This is a genomic window from Streptomyces longispororuber (assembly GCF_014656095.1).
Lineage (GTDB): Bacteria > Actinomycetota > Actinomycetes > Streptomycetales > Streptomycetaceae > Streptomyces > Streptomyces longispororuber.
The window spans coordinates 1-18522 of sequence record NZ_BNBT01000097.1 but is presented as its reverse complement, the minus strand read 5'-3'; the positions used below and the strand labels follow the sequence as shown (position 1 = coordinate 18522).

The 18522-nt window shown below is 72.5% G+C and carries 17 protein-coding genes and 1 pseudogene; 11 read left to right on the top strand and 7 right to left on the bottom strand.

The window, feature by feature from the left end; genetic code table 11:
• Nucleotides 1-20 precede the first annotated feature (20 nt).
• A complete protein-coding gene (gene ychF / locus IE330_RS25555; RefSeq protein WP_190138467.1) occupies nt 21-1109 on the bottom strand; it encodes a redox-regulated ATPase YchF in 1089 nt (362 codons plus the stop codon).
• Nucleotides 1110-1451: 342 nt separating this feature from the next.
• On the opposite strand from ychF, the gene IE330_RS25550 reads away from it, so the two are divergent.
• Nucleotides 1452-2135, top strand: a complete 684-nt coding sequence (locus IE330_RS25550; RefSeq protein WP_190138466.1) for a DUF6542 domain-containing protein — start codon at nt 1452-1454, stop codon at nt 2133-2135.
• Between the two features lie 118 nt (nt 2136-2253).
• On the opposite strand, the gene ppgK is transcribed toward IE330_RS25550, so the two are convergent.
• Both ppgK and IE330_RS25540 read right to left on the bottom strand, forming a co-directional pair.
• Nucleotides 2254-2997 carry a polyphosphate--glucose phosphotransferase gene (gene ppgK, locus IE330_RS25545; protein ID WP_190138465.1) on the bottom strand — a complete coding sequence of 248 codons (744 nt, stop codon included), beginning with the start codon at nt 2995-2997 and terminating at the stop codon, nt 2254-2256.
• 80 nt (nt 2998-3077) lie between these two features.
• Complete coding sequence (locus tag IE330_RS25540) at nt 3078-4094, bottom strand: 4-hydroxy-3-methylbut-2-enyl diphosphate reductase (RefSeq protein ID WP_190138464.1); 1017 nt, start codon at nt 4092-4094, stop codon at nt 3078-3080.
• Nucleotides 4095-4191: 97 nt separating this feature from the next.
• Here IE330_RS25540 and IE330_RS25535 point away from each other — a divergent pair, with 97 nt between their 5' ends.
• From IE330_RS25535 to IE330_RS25520, 4 genes are all read left to right on the top strand, one after another.
• Nucleotides 4192-5601 carry an APC family permease gene (locus IE330_RS25535; RefSeq protein ID WP_190138463.1) on the top strand — a complete coding sequence of 470 codons (1410 nt, stop codon included), beginning with the start codon at nt 4192-4194 and terminating at the stop codon, nt 5599-5601.
• Nucleotides 5602-5778: 177 nt separating this feature from the next.
• Complete coding sequence (xseA, locus tag IE330_RS25530) at nt 5779-6987, top strand: exodeoxyribonuclease VII large subunit (protein ID WP_190138462.1); 1209 nt, start codon at nt 5779-5781, stop codon at nt 6985-6987.
• Between the two features lie 9 nt (nt 6988-6996).
• The gene (locus IE330_RS25525; protein WP_190138461.1) at nt 6997-7218 is read left to right on the top strand and encodes an exodeoxyribonuclease VII small subunit; all 222 of its coding nucleotides are present in this window, start codon (nt 6997-6999) and stop codon (nt 7216-7218) included.
• 238 nt (nt 7219-7456) lie between these two features.
• Nucleotides 7457-8047: a malonic semialdehyde reductase gene (locus IE330_RS25520; RefSeq protein WP_190138460.1), complete on the top strand. Its 591-nt coding sequence runs from the start codon at nt 7457-7459 to the stop codon at nt 8045-8047.
• Between the two features lie 82 nt (nt 8048-8129).
• Here the strand turns inward: IE330_RS25520 and IE330_RS25515 are convergent, their stop codons facing one another.
• On the bottom strand, nt 8130-8696 hold the full coding sequence (locus IE330_RS25515) for a DUF4245 domain-containing protein (RefSeq protein WP_190138459.1): 567 nt from the start codon (nt 8694-8696) through the stop codon (nt 8130-8132).
• A gap of 204 nt (nt 8697-8900) precedes the next feature.
• On the opposite strand from IE330_RS25515, the gene glpX reads away from it, so the two are divergent.
• Nucleotides 8901-9935 carry a class II fructose-bisphosphatase gene (gene glpX / locus IE330_RS25510; RefSeq protein ID WP_190138458.1) on the top strand — a complete coding sequence of 345 codons (1035 nt, stop codon included), beginning with the start codon at nt 8901-8903 and terminating at the stop codon, nt 9933-9935.
• 217 nt (nt 9936-10152) lie between these two features.
• Here glpX and IE330_RS25505 read toward each other — a convergent pair whose 3' ends face one another.
• Both IE330_RS25505 and IE330_RS25500 read right to left on the bottom strand, forming a co-directional pair.
• Nucleotides 10153-10569, bottom strand: a complete 417-nt coding sequence (locus IE330_RS25505) for a WhiB family transcriptional regulator (RefSeq protein ID WP_373314723.1) — start codon at nt 10567-10569, stop codon at nt 10153-10155.
• Nucleotides 10570-10749: 180 nt separating this feature from the next.
• On the bottom strand, nt 10750-11418 hold the full coding sequence (locus IE330_RS25500) for a DUF1707 SHOCT-like domain-containing protein (protein ID WP_190138457.1): 669 nt from the start codon (nt 11416-11418) through the stop codon (nt 10750-10752).
• Between the two features lie 274 nt (nt 11419-11692).
• Here IE330_RS25500 and IE330_RS25495 point away from each other — a divergent pair, with 274 nt between their 5' ends.
• Nucleotides 11693-13357: a fumarate hydratase gene (locus IE330_RS25495; RefSeq protein WP_190138456.1), complete on the top strand. Its 1665-nt coding sequence runs from the start codon at nt 11693-11695 to the stop codon at nt 13355-13357.
• Nucleotides 13358-13395: 38 nt separating this feature from the next.
• Here the strand turns inward: IE330_RS25495 and IE330_RS25490 are convergent, their stop codons facing one another.
• Nucleotides 13396-14949 (bottom strand): ricin-type beta-trefoil lectin domain protein, encoded by a 1554-nt coding sequence (locus tag IE330_RS25490; RefSeq protein ID WP_190138455.1) that lies wholly within the window; start codon nt 14947-14949, stop codon nt 13396-13398.
• 132 nt (nt 14950-15081) lie between these two features.
• Here IE330_RS25490 and IE330_RS25485 point away from each other — a divergent pair, with 132 nt between their 5' ends.
• From IE330_RS25485 to IE330_RS25470, 4 genes and pseudogenes are all read left to right on the top strand, one after another.
• Entirely contained in the window at nt 15082-16494 is a 1413-nt protein-coding gene (locus IE330_RS25485) for a class II fumarate hydratase (protein ID WP_190138454.1), read from the top strand.
• A 196-nt stretch (nt 16495-16690) separates the two neighbouring features.
• Nucleotides 16691-17374 carry a cytidylyl-2-hydroxypropylphosphonate hydrolase gene (fomD, locus tag IE330_RS25480; RefSeq protein WP_190138453.1) on the top strand — a complete coding sequence of 228 codons (684 nt, stop codon included), beginning with the start codon at nt 16691-16693 and terminating at the stop codon, nt 17372-17374.
• 116 nt (nt 17375-17490) lie between these two features.
• Nucleotides 17491-18180 (top strand): class I SAM-dependent methyltransferase, encoded by a 690-nt coding sequence (locus tag IE330_RS25475; protein ID WP_229925912.1) that lies wholly within the window; start codon nt 17491-17493, stop codon nt 18178-18180.
• A 56-nt stretch (nt 18181-18236) separates the two neighbouring features.
• Nucleotides 18237-18522 (top strand): annotated as a pseudogene (locus tag IE330_RS25470) (serine/threonine protein phosphatase); the annotation flags it as partial.

Genomic DNA, 18522 nt, shown 5'->3' with positions numbered 1-18522 from the left:
CGCGCGCGGCATGGTCCGGCTCACACGTTGAACCGGAACTCCACCACATCCCCGTCCTGCATCACATAGTCCTTGCCCTCCATGCGCGCCTTGCCCTTCGCGCGGGCCTCGGCGACCGAGCCCGTTTCGACCAGGTCGTCGAAGGAGATGATCTCGGCCTTGATGAAGCCCTTCTGGAAGTCGGTGTGGATGACACCGGCCGCCTCGGGGGCCGTGGCGCCCTTCTTGATGGTCCAGGCGCGGGACTCCTTGGGGCCTGCCGTGAGGTAGGTCTGGAGGCCGAGGGTGTCGAAGCCGACGCGGGCCAGGGTGGCGAGGCCGGGCTCCTCGGCGCCGACGGACTGGAGGAGCTCCAGGGCGTCCTCCTCGTCCAGCTCGGCGAGGTCCGCCTCCAGCTTGGCGTTGAGGAAGATCGCCTCGGCGGGGGCGACCAGGGCGCGCTGCTCGTCCTTGAAGGCCTCGTCGGTCAGCTCGTCCTCGTCGACGTTGAAGACGTAGAGGAAGGGCTTGGTGGTGAGCAGGTGCAGGTCGTGCAGGAGCGCCGTCTTCTCCGTGCCCTGGGCGTACCCGGCCGCGAAGAGGGTCGTGCCGCCCTCCAGGATCTCCTTCGCCGCCTCGACGGCGGCGACCTTCGGGGCGATGTCCTTCTTGATCCGCGACTCCTTCTGGAGCCGGGGCAGGACCTTCTCGATGGTCTGGAGGTCGGCGAGGATCAGCTCGGTGTTGATCGTCTCGATGTCGTCCTTGGGCGAGACCTTGCCGTCGACGTGGACGACGTTCTCGTCCTTGAAGGCGCGGATGACCTGGCAGATCGCGTCGGACTCGCGGATGTTCGCCAGGAACTTGTTGCCCAGGCCCTCGCCCTCGCTGGCGCCGCGCACGATGCCCGCGATGTCGACGAAGTCCACGGTCGCCGGGAGGATCTTCTGCGAGCCGAAGATCTCGGCGAGCTTGGCCAGCCGGGCGTCCGGGACGCCGACGACGCCCACGTTCGGCTCGATCGTCGCGAACGGATAGTTGGCCGCAAGGACGTCGTTCTTGGTCAGGGCGTTGAACAGGGTCGACTTGCCGACATTGGGCAGACCGACGATTCCGATCGTGAGCGACACGTTGCGACTTCCCGTACGTGAGAGCTGAGTGGGGCGGGGATGGTGTGGCGGATGGGGCTGCGCGAGGACCGTCCGGGCGGCCCGGGAGGTCAGCGGCCGTACTCGCTCGCCGTGCGGTGGTACTCGTTCGCCGTGCGGCTGTACGCGCTCGCCGTCCCGGGGTCCGGGGGCGTCCGGGGCCCTCGTCGGCCCCTCACTGCCTGGGGCACGATCCACCAGTCTACGGTGTGCCGCGCCCCGGGCCCCGCGCGCGTACCGCCTCCGCGCCGATCATCTGACCAACTCGGCCAAAGGGCGTGTCCCAGCCCCCGTTCCGCCCCCGCGCGGTCCTACGTTGGTCCGGTGGAGCAACACAGGACCCGTCCCCCGCGCGCCCGGGTGCGCCCCGGCGCACCCCTGCCCGGCCAGGGCGGCCCCACGGAGTCGGTCTACCGTGCCGCGCCCCGGCCGTCCGGCCCGTCGACCCCGCTGACCCGCGCCCTGCGCGCCACCACGGCGTACCGCGTCCTGCACCGGATGCCGCTGTACCGCGCGCTGCGGCGCATGTCGGGCCCGCGTCTGACCGGGCTCGGCAGCGGCGTCTTCGCGGCCGCCGTCATGTTCCTGCTCGCGTGCCTGCTGCGGCTGCTCTTCGACGGCTCGCTCGTCGCGTACGGCGTGCTGTTCCTGCCGGTGAGCGCGCTCGCCGCGCTGTGGGTGCGGCCCGCCGACCTGGTGACGGCGCCCGTCTCCGTACCCATCGCCTTCGCGGCCGGAGTACTGCCCATCGCCGAGGGCACCGACGGCTTCGGCGGGTACGTCATGGGGCTGCTCACGTCCCTGGCCCTGCACGCGGGCTGGCTGTACGCCGGCACGCTGGTCGCGGGCGTGATCGTGACCGTACGCAAGCTGCGCCTGATGACCCGCCGCCGGCTGCGGCGCCAGCAGCAGCGCCCGCCCCAGGCCGGGCCCCCTGCCCGTCCGCGTCCCCCTGCCCATCCCGACGATCCCACTCCGCCGCCGGGCTACCGCGTACCCGCCTCGTAGCGACCGGAGAAGCGGGGACGTTCAGCCCGTCCGGCGTTCGAGGACGAGCGCAGAGCGCGGAAGGGCGGGGCAGGGGCGCGCGGGGCACCGGCCCCGCGCGCCCCACCCCGCTCAAGCCCTACGCAGTAGCCCGCGCGGCCATGGCCGCCCCCACGATCCCCGCGTTGTTCTGCAGCGCCGCAGGCACCAGCTCGGCCCGGACCCCCTCGATCAGCGGCAGGAACTTGTGGGCTTTGCGGCTGACGCCGCCGCCGATGACGAAGAGCTCGGGCGTGAAGAGCATCTCCAGGTGCGCGAGGTACTTCTGGAGGCGGTGCGCCCACTGCTCCCAGCTCAGGTCCTCGTCCTCGCGGATCTTGGACGAGGCCCGCTTCTCCGCCTCGTGGCCGTCCAGCTCCAGGTGGCCGAGCTCCGTGTTCGGCACCAGGCGGCCGTCGGTGAAGACGGCGCTGCCGATGCCGGTGCCGAGGGTGAGCACGATGACCGTGCCGGTGCGGCCCCGGCCCGCGCCGAAGTGCATCTCGGCGACGCCCGCCGCGTCCGCGTCGTTCAGGACCGTCACCGGGGCGCCGCCGAGCCGGTCGGAGACCAGCCTGCGGATGTCCGTGCCGATCCAGCTCTTGTCGACGTTGGCCGCCGACCGCGCCGTACCGTCCGTGATGACGCCGGGGAAGGTGGCGCCGACGGGGCCCGTCCAGCCGAAGTGCTCGACGACCTCGCGCACGCACTCGACCACGCCCTCGGGCGTCGCCGGGTGCGGCGTGAGCACCTTGTGCCGCTCTTGTGCCAGGTCTCCACGGTCCAGGTCCACGGGAGCGCCCTTGATTCCTGATCCGCCGATGTCCACACCGAAGATCTGCATGCCCTCCAGCATGCCCGCAACGGCCCGGGCACAACGTCAGCGACAGCCGCGGGACCGTCAGCGGCGCCGGTCGCTGACCGTCACTCCCCGGCGACCGCGGCCGCCGCCTTCTCCGCCTTGGCGGCCAGCTCCGCCGCCTCCGCGCGCAGGTCCCGGCGGAGCTCCTTCGGCAGCGAGAACGTGATCGACTCCTCGGCGGCCTTGACGATCTCCACGTCCTCGTAGCCTCGCTGCGTGAGCCACTCCAGGACCTCCTCGACGAGCACCTCGGGCACCGAGGCGCCGGAGGTGACGCCGACCGTGGTCACGCCCTCCAGCCACGCCTCGTCGATCTCGGCGGCGAAGTCGACCAGGTACGCCGCGCGGGCCCCGGCCAGCTTGGCGACCTCGACGAGGCGCTTGGAGTTGGAGGAGTTCCGGGAGCCGACGACGATCACCAGGTCGGCCTCGGCGCCCATCTGCTTGACGGCGAGCTGGCGGTTCTGCGTGGCGTAGCAGATGTCGTCGCTGGGCGGCGAGAGCAGGTTCGGGAACTTGTTCTTCAGGGCGTCGACCGTCTCCATCGTCTCGTCGACGGAGAGCGTGGTCTGGGAGAGCCAGACGACCCGGTCCGGGTCGCGGACCTCGACGTTCGCGACGTCGTCCGGGCCGTCGACCAGCGTGATGTGGTCGGGCGCCTCGCCCGACGTGCCGATGACTTCCTCGTGCCCCTCGTGGCCGATCAGGAGGATGTCGAAGTCCTCCTTGGCGAACCGGACCGCTTCCTTGTGGACCTTCGTGACCAGCGGGCACGTCGCGTCGATCGTGGCGAGCTTCCGCTCGGCGGCCTCCTCGTGCACGGTCGGCGCGACGCCGTGCGCGGAGAACATGACGATCGACCCCTCGGGCACCTCCGCCGTCTCCTCGACGAAGATCGCGCCCTTCTTCTCCAGGGTCTGTACGACGTACTTGTTGTGGACGATCTCGTGGCGGACGTAGATCGGGGCCCCGTACTGCTCCAGGGCCTTCTCGACGGCGATCACGGCACGGTCCACGCCCGCGCAGTAGCCACGGGGAGCGGCGAGCAGGACACGGCGGGAGCCAGGCGTTGCAGTCATAGGCCCATCGTAAGGCCGCGTACGAGAGGCCGAAGATCGCCCGTTTGGGGAGACTGGGAGCCCAGTGTGCGACCAGCGTCAGGCACCCGGAGGCACGATGTCCGCCCACAGCACGAACGCGCACCCGCCGTCCGACGGGGGCGAGGAACCCGCCGCGGCCGCCACGGAGGGCCAGGGGCTGCGGCGCCGCCTCGGCTTCCGCGACCTCGTCGTCTACGGACTCCTCTTCATCGCCCCGATGGCCCCGGTCGGCGTCTTCGGGACGCTGGACGCCAAGTCGCACGGGGCGGTCGCGCTGGTGTACGTCGTCGCGACCGTCGCCATGGCGTTCACCGCCTTCAGCTACGCCCAGATGGTGCGGGTCGTGCCGCAGGCGGGCTCGGTCTTCGCGTACGCGCGCGTGGGCCTCGGCAACGGCGCGGGCTTCGTCGCGGGCTGGATGGCGATGCTCGACTACCTGCTGATCCCCGCCGTCGCGTACCTCTTCTCCGGCATCGCCATGCACGAGCTGGTGCCGGAGGTGTCCCGGTGGGTGTGGACGGCGCTCGCGGTGGTGGTGACGACCGCCCTGAACCTGTGGGGCGTACGGCCCGCCGCGCGGGTCGGCTTCGCGGTGCTCGCCCTGGAGATCGTGGTGCTGCTGGTGTTCGTGGTGTCGGCGGTGGTGGTCCTGGTCCGTGACGGCGCCGAGCGGGGCTGGCTGTCGCCGCTGTCGGGCGACGGTACGCAGGGCGCGTTCGCGCTCTCGGCGGTGCTGGGCGCGGTGTCGGTGGCCGTCCTGTCCTACCTGGGCTTCGACGCGATCGCCTCGTTCGCGGAGGAGGTCACCGGGGGCTCGGCGAAGGTGGCGCGGGCGGTGCTGTTCTGCCTGGCGCTGACGGGTGTGCTGTTCGTGGCCCAGACGTACCTGGTGGCGCTGCTCACCCCGGTGTCCTCCGCCGATCTTGCGGCGAACCCCGGGAACCAGGGGTCCGCGTTCTACTCCGCCGTGGACGCGTCCGTCGGCACCTGGCTGCACGACCTGGTGGCGGTGAGCAAGGCGATCGGCGCGGCGTTCGCGGCGCTGGCCGGGCAGGCGGCGGCGGGCCGGCTGCTGTTCGCGATGGCCCGCGGGCGGCGGCTGCCGCGGGTGCTGTCCCGTACGGAGTCGGGCACGCCGCGGGTCGCGCTGCTGTGCGCGGCCACGGTGACGCTGGTGGCGGCGGTCTGGGCGGCGCGGCGCGACGACGGCATGGACCACTTGGTCTCGGTCGTCGACATCGGCGCGCTGACGGCGTTCGCGCTGCTGCACGCGAGCGTGGTCGGCTGGTTCGCGGTCCGCCGCCGGGGCGGCCCGGTGAGCTGGTGGCGCCACCTGCTGGTCCCCGCGCTGGGCGCGGCCATCGTGATCGCGGTCATCGTGGAGGCCTCGGGCACGGCGCAGGTGGTGGGGGCGGTGTGGCTGGCGGTGGGGCTCGTCGTGCTGGCGGTTCAGGGGGCGCGGCGGGGAGGTGTGGGGGTGGAGTAGAGCTGTCGCCTGTGGGGCGGGTGGGCAGGGCTGGGGCTGGGTGGTGCCGCCGGGCGGTGGCTGCGGCTCGGCCCACCGGGCCGCGCGGGGCTGGTTGTCGGAGGCTGGGGCCTGCGGCTCGGCCGCACCGGGCCGCGCGGGGCCGGTTGTCGGAGGCTGGGGCTAGTCTCGGGCGGTATGGGTCTCAACACGTCCGCCGACACCCCCCTGCCCGTGGGCGAGGTCTCCCGCCTCATCGGGGGCTGGATCGACCGCCTGGGCGCGGTGTGGGTGGAGGGGCAGATCACGCAGCTCTCCCGGCGCCCCGGCGCGGGCGTGGTGTTCATGACGCTGCGCGACCCGTCGCACGACATCTCCGTGAGCGTGACCTGCTACCGCCAGGTGTTCGACGCGGTGGCGGACGTCGTGTCGGAGGGCGCCCGCGTCGTCGTCCACGCGAAGCCGGAGTGGTACGCGCCGCGTGGCCAGCTCTCCCTGCGTGCGGCGGAGATAAGGCCGGTCGGCGTCGGTGAGCTGCTCGCGCGCCTGGAGCAGTTGAAGAAGGCGCTGGCCGCGGAGGGCCTGTTCGCCCCCGGCCGCAAGAAGCCGCTGCCGTTCCTGCCGCAGCTCATCGGCCTGGTCTGCGGCCGTGCCTCCGCCGCCGAGCGCGACGTCCTGGAGAACGCGCGCCACCGCTGGCCCGCGGTCCGCTTCGAGGTGCGCAACGTCGCCGTGCAGGGCGTGCACGCGGTGCCGCAGGTGGTGCAGGCCGTCAAGGAACTGGACGGGCTCGCCGACGTCGACGTGATCATCGTGGCGCGCGGCGGCGGCAGCGTGGAGGACCTGCTGCCGTTCTCGGACGAGCAGCTCGTCCGCGCGGTCGCCGCGTGCCGTACGCCGGTCGTGTCCGCGATCGGCCACGAGCCGGACAACCCGCTCCTGGACCACGTGGCCGACCTGCGCGCCTCGACGCCGACGGACGCCGCCAAGAAGGTCGTACCGGACGTGGGCGAGGAGCTGGAGCGGGTCGCGCACCTGGGGGAGCGGGCGCGGCGCTGCGTGGAGGCGTTCCTGGAGCGCGAGGAGCGCGGCCTCGCCCACGCGCTGGCCCGGCCCTGCATGGAGCGGCCGCACCGCATGGTGGAGGAGCGCGAGGAGCAGGTCACCGCGTACGTGGACCGTGCGCGGCGCACCCTCGGGCACCTCCTGGACCGCGCCGATTCGGAGCTCACGCACACGCACGCGCGCGTGGTGGCCCTCTCCCCCGCCGCGACGCTCCAGCGGGGGTACGCGGTGCTGCAGAAGCAGGGCGGTTCCGTGGTCCGCGGGGCGGACGAGGTGACGGACGGCGAGGCGCTGCGCGCGCGGGTCGCCGAGGGCGAATTCTCCGTACGGGTGGACCTTTAGGGTGGGCGCATGACCAGCAAGACGGACGACACCGCAGAGACGGCGAACGCGCTCGGCTACGAGCAGGCGCGGGACGAGCTCATCGAGGTGGTACGCCGCCTGGAGGCCGGGGGCACCACGCTGGAGGAGTCGCTGGCCCTGTGGGAGCGGGGCGAGGAGCTGGCGGCCGTGTGCCGCCGCTGGCTGGAGGGCGCCCGCGCCCGCCTGGACGCCGCCCTGTCGGAGGAGTAGGCCCCTCCGGGCGCCGCCCGGCACACCGACCGGTACGACCTGGCAGCCCCCGCCACGGCCCGTACCCTCACCCCACCCCGCGCCCACTATCGCGTCGATCACCCCACCCCAGACTTTAGTTGAAAGTTGAACCTCGCTGGCGTACTGTCGTACCCGCTGGTCCCGGGGCGCCGCCCCGCCGGCACCCGGACCGCACCGCGTCCTCTTCTTCTGACGTACGTATCGAGAAGGTTGAAAGATGTCTCTCGTTCTTGACCCCGCCGCCCAGGACCTGCTCTTCCGCGAGGCCCGCACCGCCAACACCTTCACCGACGAGCCCGTCACCGACGAGCAGATCCAGGCCGTCTACGACCTGGTCAAGTACGGTCCCACCGCGTTCAACCAGTCGCCGCTGCGCGTGACCCTGGTGCGCAGCCAGGAGGCCCGTGAGCGCCTGGTGCAGCACATGGCCGAGGGCAACCGGCCGAAGACGCTGACGGCCCCGCTGGTCGCGATCCTGTCGGTGGACAACGAGTTCCACGAGGAGCTGCCGGAGCTGTTCCCGCACGCCCCGGGCGTCAAGGACGCCTTCTTCTCGGAGCGCACGGTCCGCGAGCAGGCCGCCGGCCTGAACGGCGCGCTCCAGGCCGCGTACTTCATCGTGGGCATCCGCGCCGCCGGCCTGGCCGCGGGCCCGATGACCGGCTTCGACCCGGCCGGCGTGCAGAAGGAGTTCCTGGACGGCGACCACACCCCGCTGATGGTCGTCAACATCGGCAAGCCGGGCCCCGACGCCTGGTTCCCGCGCTCCCCGCGCCTGGCGTACGACGACGTCGTCACCACCGTCTGACGCACGCCCCGGCACCACGCACGACCGAGGCCCCCGGCACGCCGCCGGGGGCCTCGGTCGTGCCCGCGCGCGGGGGCGCGGCTCAGCCCGCCGCGGCCGACTTCGTCGGCGTCGCCGACGGTACCGGAGTGCGCTTCATCTCCAGCGACTGCGCCATCGTCGTCAGCTTGTCGAACGACGCCGTGCCGAGGACCACGGTGGTGGCGCCCTTGTCCCGGTGGACGAGGGCGTCGTAGCGCGGGCCCTGGTAGCGCTGCCACGTCCTGCCCGCGATCTTCTCGGTCGCGTCCGTCCTCCGGGCCTTCTGCGTGGCCTCGTCGATGAACTCCGACGGCTTCGCGGTGGACTGCTTGATCGCCACGTACTCGCCGGCCGGGTCGAGGAAGCCCAGGTGCCAACTGTCGTGGGCCGCGCCGTCGTACCGGACCGACGTCGGCTTCCAGGTCTCGGGCAGGCCCGTGGGGGCCGCCACCGGGTACGCCGCCGCACGCCGGGCCGTCAGGAGCTCGACGCGGTAGTCGACCCGCTTGACCGGGTCCTTGGACTCGTCGTGCGGGATGAAGACGTAGATGACTGCCACGACCATGCCGATGACGGCCATCGAGAGCAGCATGTTCCGCACGGTCTGCTTGCCAGTTCTGCCTGCCACGCCCTCCATCGTCGCAGGTGCCGCGGCGGCGCCCGCACACACCCCGGCCCGCTCATACGTGGGGCGCTCTGCTCATCTTGTCGGCCTGCGGATAGAGTCGACGGCATCACCCTCATCCGGCCGCCCGCCGTCGCCCACCACCGCCCCTCGCAGGGAGGCCCCGCGGGCTCGGTCCTTTGTTCCGTATCAGAAAGGTGCGCCTCGATGACCGAGCATCACCACCTGCCGTCCGAGTTGGAGGTCTCCCCCGAGGCCCCCGACCGCAACCTCGCCCTGGAGCTGGTCCGGGTCACCGAGGCCGCCGCCATGGCCGCGGGCCGCTGGGTCGGCCGCGGGGACAAGAACGGGGCCGACGGCGCCGCCGTCCGCGCCATGCGGACCCTCGTCCACACCGTGTCGATGAACGGTGTCGTCGTCATCGGCGAGGGCGAGAAGGACGAGGCGCCGATGCTCTTCAACGGGGAGCGGATCGGCGACGGCACCGGCGCCGAGGTCGACATCGCCGTCGACCCGATCGACGGCACCACGCTCACCGCCAAGGGCATGCCGAACGCGATCGCCGTCCTCGCGGCCGCCGACCGCGGCGCCATGTTCGACCCGTCCGCCGTCTTCTACATGGACAAGCTGGTCACCGGCCCCGAGGCCGCCGACTTCGTGGACATCGACGCCCCGGTGTCGGTGAACATCCGCCGCGTCGCCAAGGCGAAGAAGTCCTCCCCCGAGGACGTGACGGTCGTCATCCTGGACCGGCCGCGCCACGAGGGCGTCGTCAAGGAGATCCGCGAGACCGGCGCGCGCATCAAGTTCATCTCGGACGGCGACGTGGCCGGCTCCATCATGGCCGTGCGCGAGGGCACCGGCGTCGACCTCCTCATGGGCATCGGCGGCACGCCGGAGGGCATCATCAGCGCCTGCGCCATCAAGTGCCTGGGCGGTGTCATCCAGGGCAAGCTGTGGCCCAAGGACGACGAGGAGCGGCAGCGCGCGCTCGACGCGGGCCACGACCTGGACCGGACGCTCGTCACGGACGACCTGGTCAGCGGCGACAACGTGTTCTTCGTCGCTACCGGCATCACCGACGGCGAACTGCTGCGCGGCGTGCGCTACGGCGCCGAGACCGCCTCGACGTCGTCCCTGGTCATGCGGTCCAAGTCCGGCACCATCCGGAAGATCGACTCCGACCACCGGCTCGCGAAGCTGCGCGCGTACAGCGCCATCGACTTCGACCGGGCCAAGTAGCCAGGGGCCTCGGGCCCCGGGCCCCGGCCCGCACACGACGACGGGGGCGCTCCGTGCGGGGAGCGCCCCCGTTGTCGTACATGTGCGTCGTGTGCGTCGTGTGCGCCGTACGTCTGCGTCTTGCGTATGGGTCGTACGTAACGGTCGTACGGGTACCGCGTGCTGCGTGTGGTCCGCGGCGGAGGCGATGGCCGCCGTGGTCCGTGGCCGGGCGGCCCTAGCCCGCGGCGGCGACCGGGCCCGCCGCCGCGCGGGCCGCCTTCTTCAGCTCCAGGTCGCGGCGGCGGCGCCGGGCGAGGACCACGCGGCGCTCGGCCGCGGTCAGGCCGCCCCACACGCCGTACGGCTCGGGCTGCAGCAGGGCGTGCTCGCGGCACTCGACCATCACCGGGCAGCGCGCGCAGACCCGCTTCGCGGCCTCCTCGCGGGAGAGGCGGGCGGCGGTGGGCTCCTTGGAGGGAGCGAAGAACAGACCGGCCTCGTCCCGGCGGCAGACGGCGTCCGTGTGCCACGGGTTGTCCTGGTCCCGCTCGCGCACTGGCACCCTTCCCCAGGCGCCCGGCTGCGCACGGACCGGGGACGCCCCCTCGGCCGGGGCGGCGACCTGCAGGGACTGATGCGTCGGTTGCAGCACGGTCTACTCCTGACGACGGCTTCGCGAGCGAGAGACGATGCACCAAGCTCTACCCGCTGTGTGCGGGCCTATGCACTGAGTCCCCATGCACGGAAGTTCCGGTTCCTGATACCCCGGGCCGCTGGCCGAAACGTGTCGCCACCCGGGAACCGCGGGCCGCGCCGGCACCCCGGGGCGCGGTCAGCCCTCCAGCCGCCTGCGGAGGCGGGCGCGCAGGTCACGGATGCGTTTGCCACGCTTCGGGCGCGCCGTGACGGAGCCGCAGACCGCCATGCCCGACACGAACACCACGGGGGCGTCGCGCTCGGCCGATTCGAGGGTGTCCACATCGAAGGTGCCGAGGACGGCGGTGCCGTGGCCGCGCAGGGAGACGTTCTCCGGCACGCGGACGCGCACCTCGCCGAAGAGCGCGACGCCCCTGACGAGGATCTGCCGGTGCTCGAATTCCGCCTCGCTGAGGTCGACGACGACGTCACCGAAGAGGGCGTACGCGTGCGTGCGGCGGGCCGGGCGCCAGCGGCCCCTGCGGGCGGTGTCGCCCAGGACGGCGTACAGCGTCCGGCCGGCGGCCTCGGGGACGGCCCCGGGCGCCGGGCCGTCCGGGGCCGGGCCCGGGCCGGGCGGCTTCGCGCCCGGGGCGGGCAGGTCCGCCACGTACGGCTCGATCTCGGCGAGCGTCTTGGCGCGGTAGACCCCGTCGAGCCGCTCCGTGTGCTCCTGCGGATCGAGGCGGCCCGTGGCGAGCCCCTCCGTGAGGATCTCCGCGGCGCGGTCGCGGTCGGCGTCCGAGGCCCGCAGGCGCGGGGGCGCCGCGGCGGACGGTGCTGGGGAACGCTTCTGTAGGTCCACGCACCGCAGCGTACCCAGACGCGATAGATCGCGACTACCCCTCGCGCGTAGCCGGCGTGTGCGGATCGGCCCGCGGGCGCGCGCCCGGCTGCGCCTGGAGACCGCCCTCGACCGGCCTGGAGCTCCCCCGCGTCCGGCCCGCGCACCGCCCGCCGCCCCGCCCCGCGCAACTGAGCCTTACCTCACAGCCGACGCGCTCCCGGAGGGTTCTACGCTGGACCGGCGCCGCCAATGGAGGCCGCGCCGCTGTCTGCCGAGTGAGGAATTGGGCGTCATGCCAGAGTTTGCGTACTCCGATCTGCTCCCGCTGGGAGAGGACACCACCCCGTACCGGCTGGTGACCACCGAGGGCGTCTCGACCTTCGAGGCCGACGGGCGCACCTTCCTCAAGGTCGAGCCGGAGGCGCTGCGCAAGCTGGCCGAGGAGGCCGTGCACGACATCCAGCACTTCCTGCGGCCCGCGCACCTGGCCCAGCTCCGGAAGATCGTCGACGACCCGGAGGCCTCGGCCAACGACAAGTTCGTCGCCCTGGACCTGCTGAAGAACGCGAACATCGCGGCCGCCGGCGTGCTGCCCATGTGCCAGGACACGGGCACCGCGATCGTCATGGGCAAGCGCGGCCAGAACGTGCTCACCGCGGGCGAGGACGAGAAGGCCCTCTCCCGCGGCATCTACGACGCGTACAAGAACCTGAACCTGCGCTACTCGCAGATGGCTCCGCTCACCATGTGGGAGGAGAGGAACACCGGCTCCAACCTGCCCGCGCAGATCGAGCTGTACGCGACCGACGGCGGCGCGTACAAGTTCCTGTTCATGGCGAAGGGCGGCGGCTCCGCCAACAAGTCGTTCCTCTACCAGGAGACGAAGGCCGTCCTCAACGAGGCCTCGATGATGACGTTCCTGGAGGAGAAGATCCGTTCGCTCGGCACGGCGGCCTGCCCGCCGTACCACCTGGCGATCGTGGTCGGCGGCACGAGCGCCGAGTACGCGCTGAAGACCGCGAAGTACGCCTCCGCGCACTACCTGGACGAGCTGCCCGACGAGGGCTCCCCGCTCGGCCACGGCTTCCGGGACAAGGACCTGGAGGAGAAGGTCTTCGAGCTGACCCAGAAGATCGGCATCGGCGCGCAGTTCGGCGGCAAGTACTTCTGCCACGACGTGCGCGTGGTGCGCCTGCCCCGGCACGGCGCCTCCTGCCCGGTCGCCATCGCCGTGTCCTGCTCGGCCGACCGCCAGGCCGTCGCGAAGATCACCGCCGAGGGCGTCTTCCTGGAGCAGTTGGAGACGGACCCGGCGCGCTTCCTGCCGGACACCGAGGACGCGCACCTGGACGAGGGCGAGGTCGTGCGGATCGACCTCAACCAGCCCATGGACGCGATCCTCGCCGAGCTGACCAAGTACCCGGTCAAGACCCGGCTCTCGCTCACCGGGCCGCTGGTCGTGGCCCGCGACATCGCGCACGCCAAGATCAAGGAGCGGCTCGACGCGGGCGAGGAGATGCCGCAGTACCTGAAGGACCACCCGGTGTACTACGCCGGTCCCGCCAAGACGCCCGAGGGGTACGCCTCCGGCTCCTTCGGCCCGACCACCGCCGGGCGCATGGACTCCTACGTCGCGCAGTTCCAGGCGGCGGGCGGCTCGAAGGTCATGCTGGCCAAGGGCAACCGCTCGCAGCAGGTCACCGACGCGTGCGCCGCGCACGGCGGTTTCTACCTGGGCTCGATCGGCGGCCCGGCCGCGCGCCTCGCGCAGGACTGCATCAAGAAGGTCGAGGTCGTCGAGTACGAGGAGCTCGGCATGGAGGCCGTCTGGAAGATCGAGGTCGAGGACTTCCCTGCGTTCGTCGTGGTCGACGACAAGGGCAACGACTTCTTCCAGAACCCGGCCCCCGAGCCGACGTTCACGTCCATTCCGGTACGGGGGCCGGGCCTGGCGTAGTGCCCCTGGCGCGACGGGTCACCAGGGGCGCGGACCGGCTACGCGAAGCGCTGGTTCGCCGCCCCCGCGCACTTCTGGAGCCGCAGCGGCTCCTTCGGCCCCGACAGGGTCAGGCAGAGCCCGGTGTCCGCGGCGGGGCGCAGGGTGCCGGACTGGCGGACGAACTTCTGGTTGGCGCCGCCGTGGCAGTTCCACAGGGTCACGGCGGTGCCTTCCTCGGAGGCGCCCCCGGGTACGTCCACGCAGCGGTCGTGCGTCAGGCCGGTGTGCAGGGACTGCCGGTCGGTGTCGTACCACCAGGTCTGGTTGCGGTTGCCGGTGCAGTCCCAGCCGCGCACGGCGGTGCCGTTGCGGGTCTCGGAGGCGTCGGCGTCGAGGCAGGTGCCGGTGGCCTCGTTGCGCAGGGGCCGGAAGGCGTCGTCCCAGCCGCCCTTGTGGAGCGCCGGGGTGCCGGTGCTCGCCGGGTCGGCGCACCCGGCCTCGTCCCAGCCGGAGCGGTAGAGCTGGGTCAGGCAGGACGCGAAGGCGGCGTGGCCGCGGGCGTTGGGGTGGAAGGACTGGCGCACGGAGTTCGCGTCCGGCGGGAACGGGTTGGACAGCTCGACGTACAGGCCGCGCGCCCAGGTGTCCTCCATGCAGACCTCGTGGCCGTGGAAGAGGCGGGAGTTGTCGAGGTAGGCCGCGCCGGCGTTGCGCGCGGCCGTGCGCATGCCGCGCTCGAAGGCGGGCACGGCGACGTTGCGGCCCCAGCGGGTGTCGGAGTCGTAGCCGGTGCCGCCGCAGGCGAGCTTGCCCGGGAAGTCCGGGTTGTCGCGGAAGTCGGGGCCGATCGGGCTGGGGTAGCCCATGACGACCAGCTTGTAGTCCGTGCCGGAGTACCCGGCCTGGCCCATGACGGTGCGCAGGTCCCGGATCGTCTGTTCGACCTTGGGCACGAGCGCGTCCACGCGGGCCTGCCAGCCCGGCGCGTACTTCGGCTCGCAGGGGCCCTGGAGGGTGAGGTAGCGGGTCACGCAGTCGGTCATCACGGGCGAGAACTGGAGGTCGTCGTTGGCGCCGACGACCAGCATGATCGCCTTGATCCTGGTGTTGCGGGCCTTGATCGCGAGGTTGTCGCTCTGCACCAGCTCGTCGGCGTACTGCTTCTCGCCGCCGATGCGGATGTTGACGGTCCGCGCCCCGGAGCAGGCGACGTTGTACGTCACGTCGGCGGGGATGCCGGTGCGGTGGATCGCGGCGTCCGGCGAGCGGTGGCACCAGTTGTCGGGGCCGTCCGTGCCGGGCTCGTAGCGGCCGACGCCCTCGCCGCTGATCTCGCTGTCGCCGAGCGAGATCAGCCCGGTCTTCCGCTCGGCGAGCGGCCGCTCGGCCGGGTCGCCGTACAGCTTCCGCGCCTCGGCGGCGCGGATCTCCTCCAGCTCCGGCGGGAGCGGTACGGCGTTCGTGGCGGGGTTCCTCGGTTGGGTGGGTGCGGCGTGGGCGGGTCCCGCCGCCACGGCGCCGCCGAGCAGGGCCGCGAGGGCCGTGGCGGTGGTGGCCGTGGCGCGCAGCCGGCCCCTGCCGTGGTGCCGCACGCGTGTCGTGCGCTTCATTGCGCCTCCCCGGATTCGAGTCACCCAGGGTTTTTACTGGCCAGTAGCGGTCTTGGGAATAGTCCGCACACCACAAGGGCTCACTTTTTCGAGGCAGTTGCGCGCACCACACAGCGGAAGGACAGTCGGAACATGAGCGGCGGCACGGACGGCAAGGACAGCGGCGAGTACCGGATCGAGCACGACTCCATGGGCGAGGTGCGGGTGCCCGCGGGCGCCAAGTGGCGGGCCCAGACGCAGCGCGCCGTGGAGAACTTCCCGATCTCGGGGCAGCGCATCGAGCGCGCGCACATCGCCGCGCTGGCGCAGATCAAGGCGGCCGCGGCGAAGGTGAACGCGGAGCTCGGCGTGCTCGACAGGGACGTCGCCGACGCGATCGCCGACGCGGCCCGCGAGGTCGCCGAGGGGCGCTGGGACGACCACTTCCCGGTGGACGTCTTCCAGACCGGCTCCGGCACGTCGTCCAACATGAACACGAACGAGGTCCTCGCCACGCTCGCCACCGAGCGGCTCGGCCGCGACGTGCACCCGAACGACCACGTCAACGCCTCGCAGTCGTCCAACGACGTCTTCCCCTCGTCGATCCACATCGCCGCCACGGCCGCCGTCACCGGCGACCTCGTGCCGGCCCTGGAGCACCTGGCCGCCGCCCTGGAGCGCAAGGCCGAGGAGTTCGCCGACGTCGTGAAGTCCGGGCGTACGCACCTGATGGACGCGACGCCCGTCACCCTCGGGCAGGAGTTCGGCGGGTACGCGGCGCAGGTGCGCTACGGCGTGGAGCGGCTGCGGGCGTCCCTGCCGCGCCTGGCCGAACTGCCGCTCGGCGGGACCGCCGTCGGCACCGGCATCAACACGCCGCCCGGCTTCTCCGCGGCCGTGATCGCCGAGGTCGCGCGGGCGACGGGGCTGCCGCTGACGGAGGCGCGCAACCACTTCGAGGCGCAGGGCGCCCGGGACGGCATCGTCGAGACCAGCGGCCAGCTCCGCACGGTCGCCGTCGGCCTCACGAAGATCGCCAACGATCTGCGCTGGATGGCGTCCGGGCCGCGCACCGGCCTCGCCGAGATCAGCCTGCCCGACCTCCAGCCCGGCTCCTCGATCATGCCCGGCAAGGTCAACCCGGTGATCCCCGAGGCCGTGCTGATGGTGGCCGCGCAGGTCACGGGCAACGACGCGACGGTCGCGGCCGCCGGGGCCGCGGGCAACTTCGAGCTGAACGTGATGCTGCCGGTCATCGCGAAGAACGTCCTGGAGTCGGTGCGGCTGCTCGCCAACGCGGCGCGGCTGCTGGCCGACCGGACGGTGGACGGGGTGGTCGCCCACCGGGAGCGGGCGCGCGAGTACGCCGAGTCGTCGCCCTCCGTGGTCACGCCGCTGAACAAGTACATCGGGTACGAGGAGGCGGCGAAGGTCGCGAAGCGTTCGCTGGCGGAGCGGCGGACGATTCGGGAGGTGGTGCTGGAGGGCGGGTACGTCGAGCGCGGGGCGCTCACCCTGGAGCAGCTCGACGAGGCCCTGGACGTGCTGCGCATGACCAGGCCGTAGGCCCCGCGCGGTCATATCGCGCTGGCGCGCTCGTCCTCAATCGCCGGACGGGCTGGAAATAGCCCGTCCGGCGATTGAGGACGAGGCGCGGAGCGCCGAAAAAGCGGGGTCCAGGGGCGGCAGCCCCTGGTTTCGGGAAGGGGTGGGGTTGGGGAGCTCCCGGCAGGGTCCCGGGCGCGCGCCCTAGTATCTGTTCATGACAGACCACGACGGAACCACGGCTCAGGCGGACGCCCGGCGCTGGGCGCCGGGGACACCCATCCTCTGGCGCTACCGCGCCAACGGCGGCGACGGCATCCACATCTGCCGCCCCGTCACCGTCGTGCGGGACACCGAGGACCTGCTCGCGGTCTGGCTGGCCCCGGGCACGGAGTGCGTGAAGCCGGTGCTCGCCGACGGCACCTCCGTGCACGCGGAACCCCTCGCCACCCGGTACACCAAGCCGCGCACCACCCGCCGCGACCACTGGTTCGGCACCGGCGTCCTGAAGCTGGCCCGCCCCGGCGAGCCCTGGTCGGTGTGGCTGTTCTGGGAACCGGGCTGGCGCTTCAAGAACTGGTACGTGAACCTGGAGGAGCCCCGCGTCCGCTGGGCCGGGGGCGTCGACTCCGAGGACCATTTCCTCGACATCTCCGTACGCCCGGACGGCACCTGGCGCTGGCACGACGAGGACGAGTTCGCGCAGGCCCGGCGCGCGGGCCTGATGGACGCCGCGCAGGCGGACGCGGTGCGCCGGGCGGGGAGCGCGGCGGTGGCGGCCGTCGAGGCGTGGGCCAGCCCCTTCGCGGACGGCTGGGAGGACTGGCGCCCGGACCCGGCGTGGCGGGTTCCCGCCCTGCCGGGTGACTGGGACCGTACGCCCGCGCATGTGTCGTCATGAGACCCTTGATGCGCCCCCGTGGTGCAAACGTAGGATCGTCCTCCGCAAGGGCGCACAGCAGCAACTCTTGGTGCCCCCGAGCGGTCTGACAGGATGTCATCGAGGAGCGGCTGAACGTGAGCGAGGACTACGCAGCGCGGAGCGACGCGCCGGCCCGCCGCGACCGCACGGGCCAGGCGGAGGCCTTCGACGCCATCGGCGCGTCGTACGACGTCGCGTTCCCGCACAAGGACGGCCAGCTCGCGGCGGGCCGCCGGCTCGCCGGAGAACTGCCGCCCGGCTCGCGGGTCTTGGACGTGGGCTGCGGCACGGGCCTGCCCACCGCGCGTCAGCTCACCGAGGCGGGGCACACCGTGCTCGGCGTCGACCTGTCAGCCGGAATGCTGGACCTCGCGCGCGTGAACGTGCCGTCGCCGGCCGCCGAGTTCCGCCGCCTCGACCTCGCCGACCTGCGCGTCAGCGGCGAAGGACCGGGCGCTGTGGGCCAGTTCGACGCGATCGCGTGCTTCTTCGCGCTGTTGATGCTGCCCCGGGAGGAGATACCGTCTGCTCTTCGGCTGCTGCGGTCACTGCTCAGGCCCGGCGGTCTGCTCGCGCTGTCCATGGTCGAGGCGGACCTGGACGACGCGGCGATTCCGTTCCTGGGGCACGTGATCCGGGTATCCGGTTACCTGCGGGACGAACTGCGGCAGGTCGTGCGGGACGCCGGTTTCGACATCGCCCACGAGGAGTCGTACGCGTACGCCCCGGCGAGCACCTACGTACCACCCGAGCACCAGCTATTCCTGCACTGCCGGCGCGGCTGAGCAACGCTTGGACGGCGCGCGCGGCGCGCAGCCCCGGACGGACGGATTCAAAACGCGTGACGGAGCACCTCAGCCCCTACGAGGGCCGTAAGGCACCAGCGGCCCGGCCACCCGCCCCCGCGGACCCCCGCGGGGCGCTGCTGCGTACCCCGGAGCCGGAGGCGCCCGGCGCCGGAGAGGTGAACGCCCTGCCCGCGCAGGCACGCACGGGCGAGCAGGACGCGGGCAGCGAGCACGCCCAGTCGTCGACGGCCCCGGACGGGCCCGGCGGCCACCGCCCGCGCCCCGTGCCCGAGGGCGTGCCCGTCCAGCCGCACTCCGGCGCGGGCGCCCCGCGGCCCG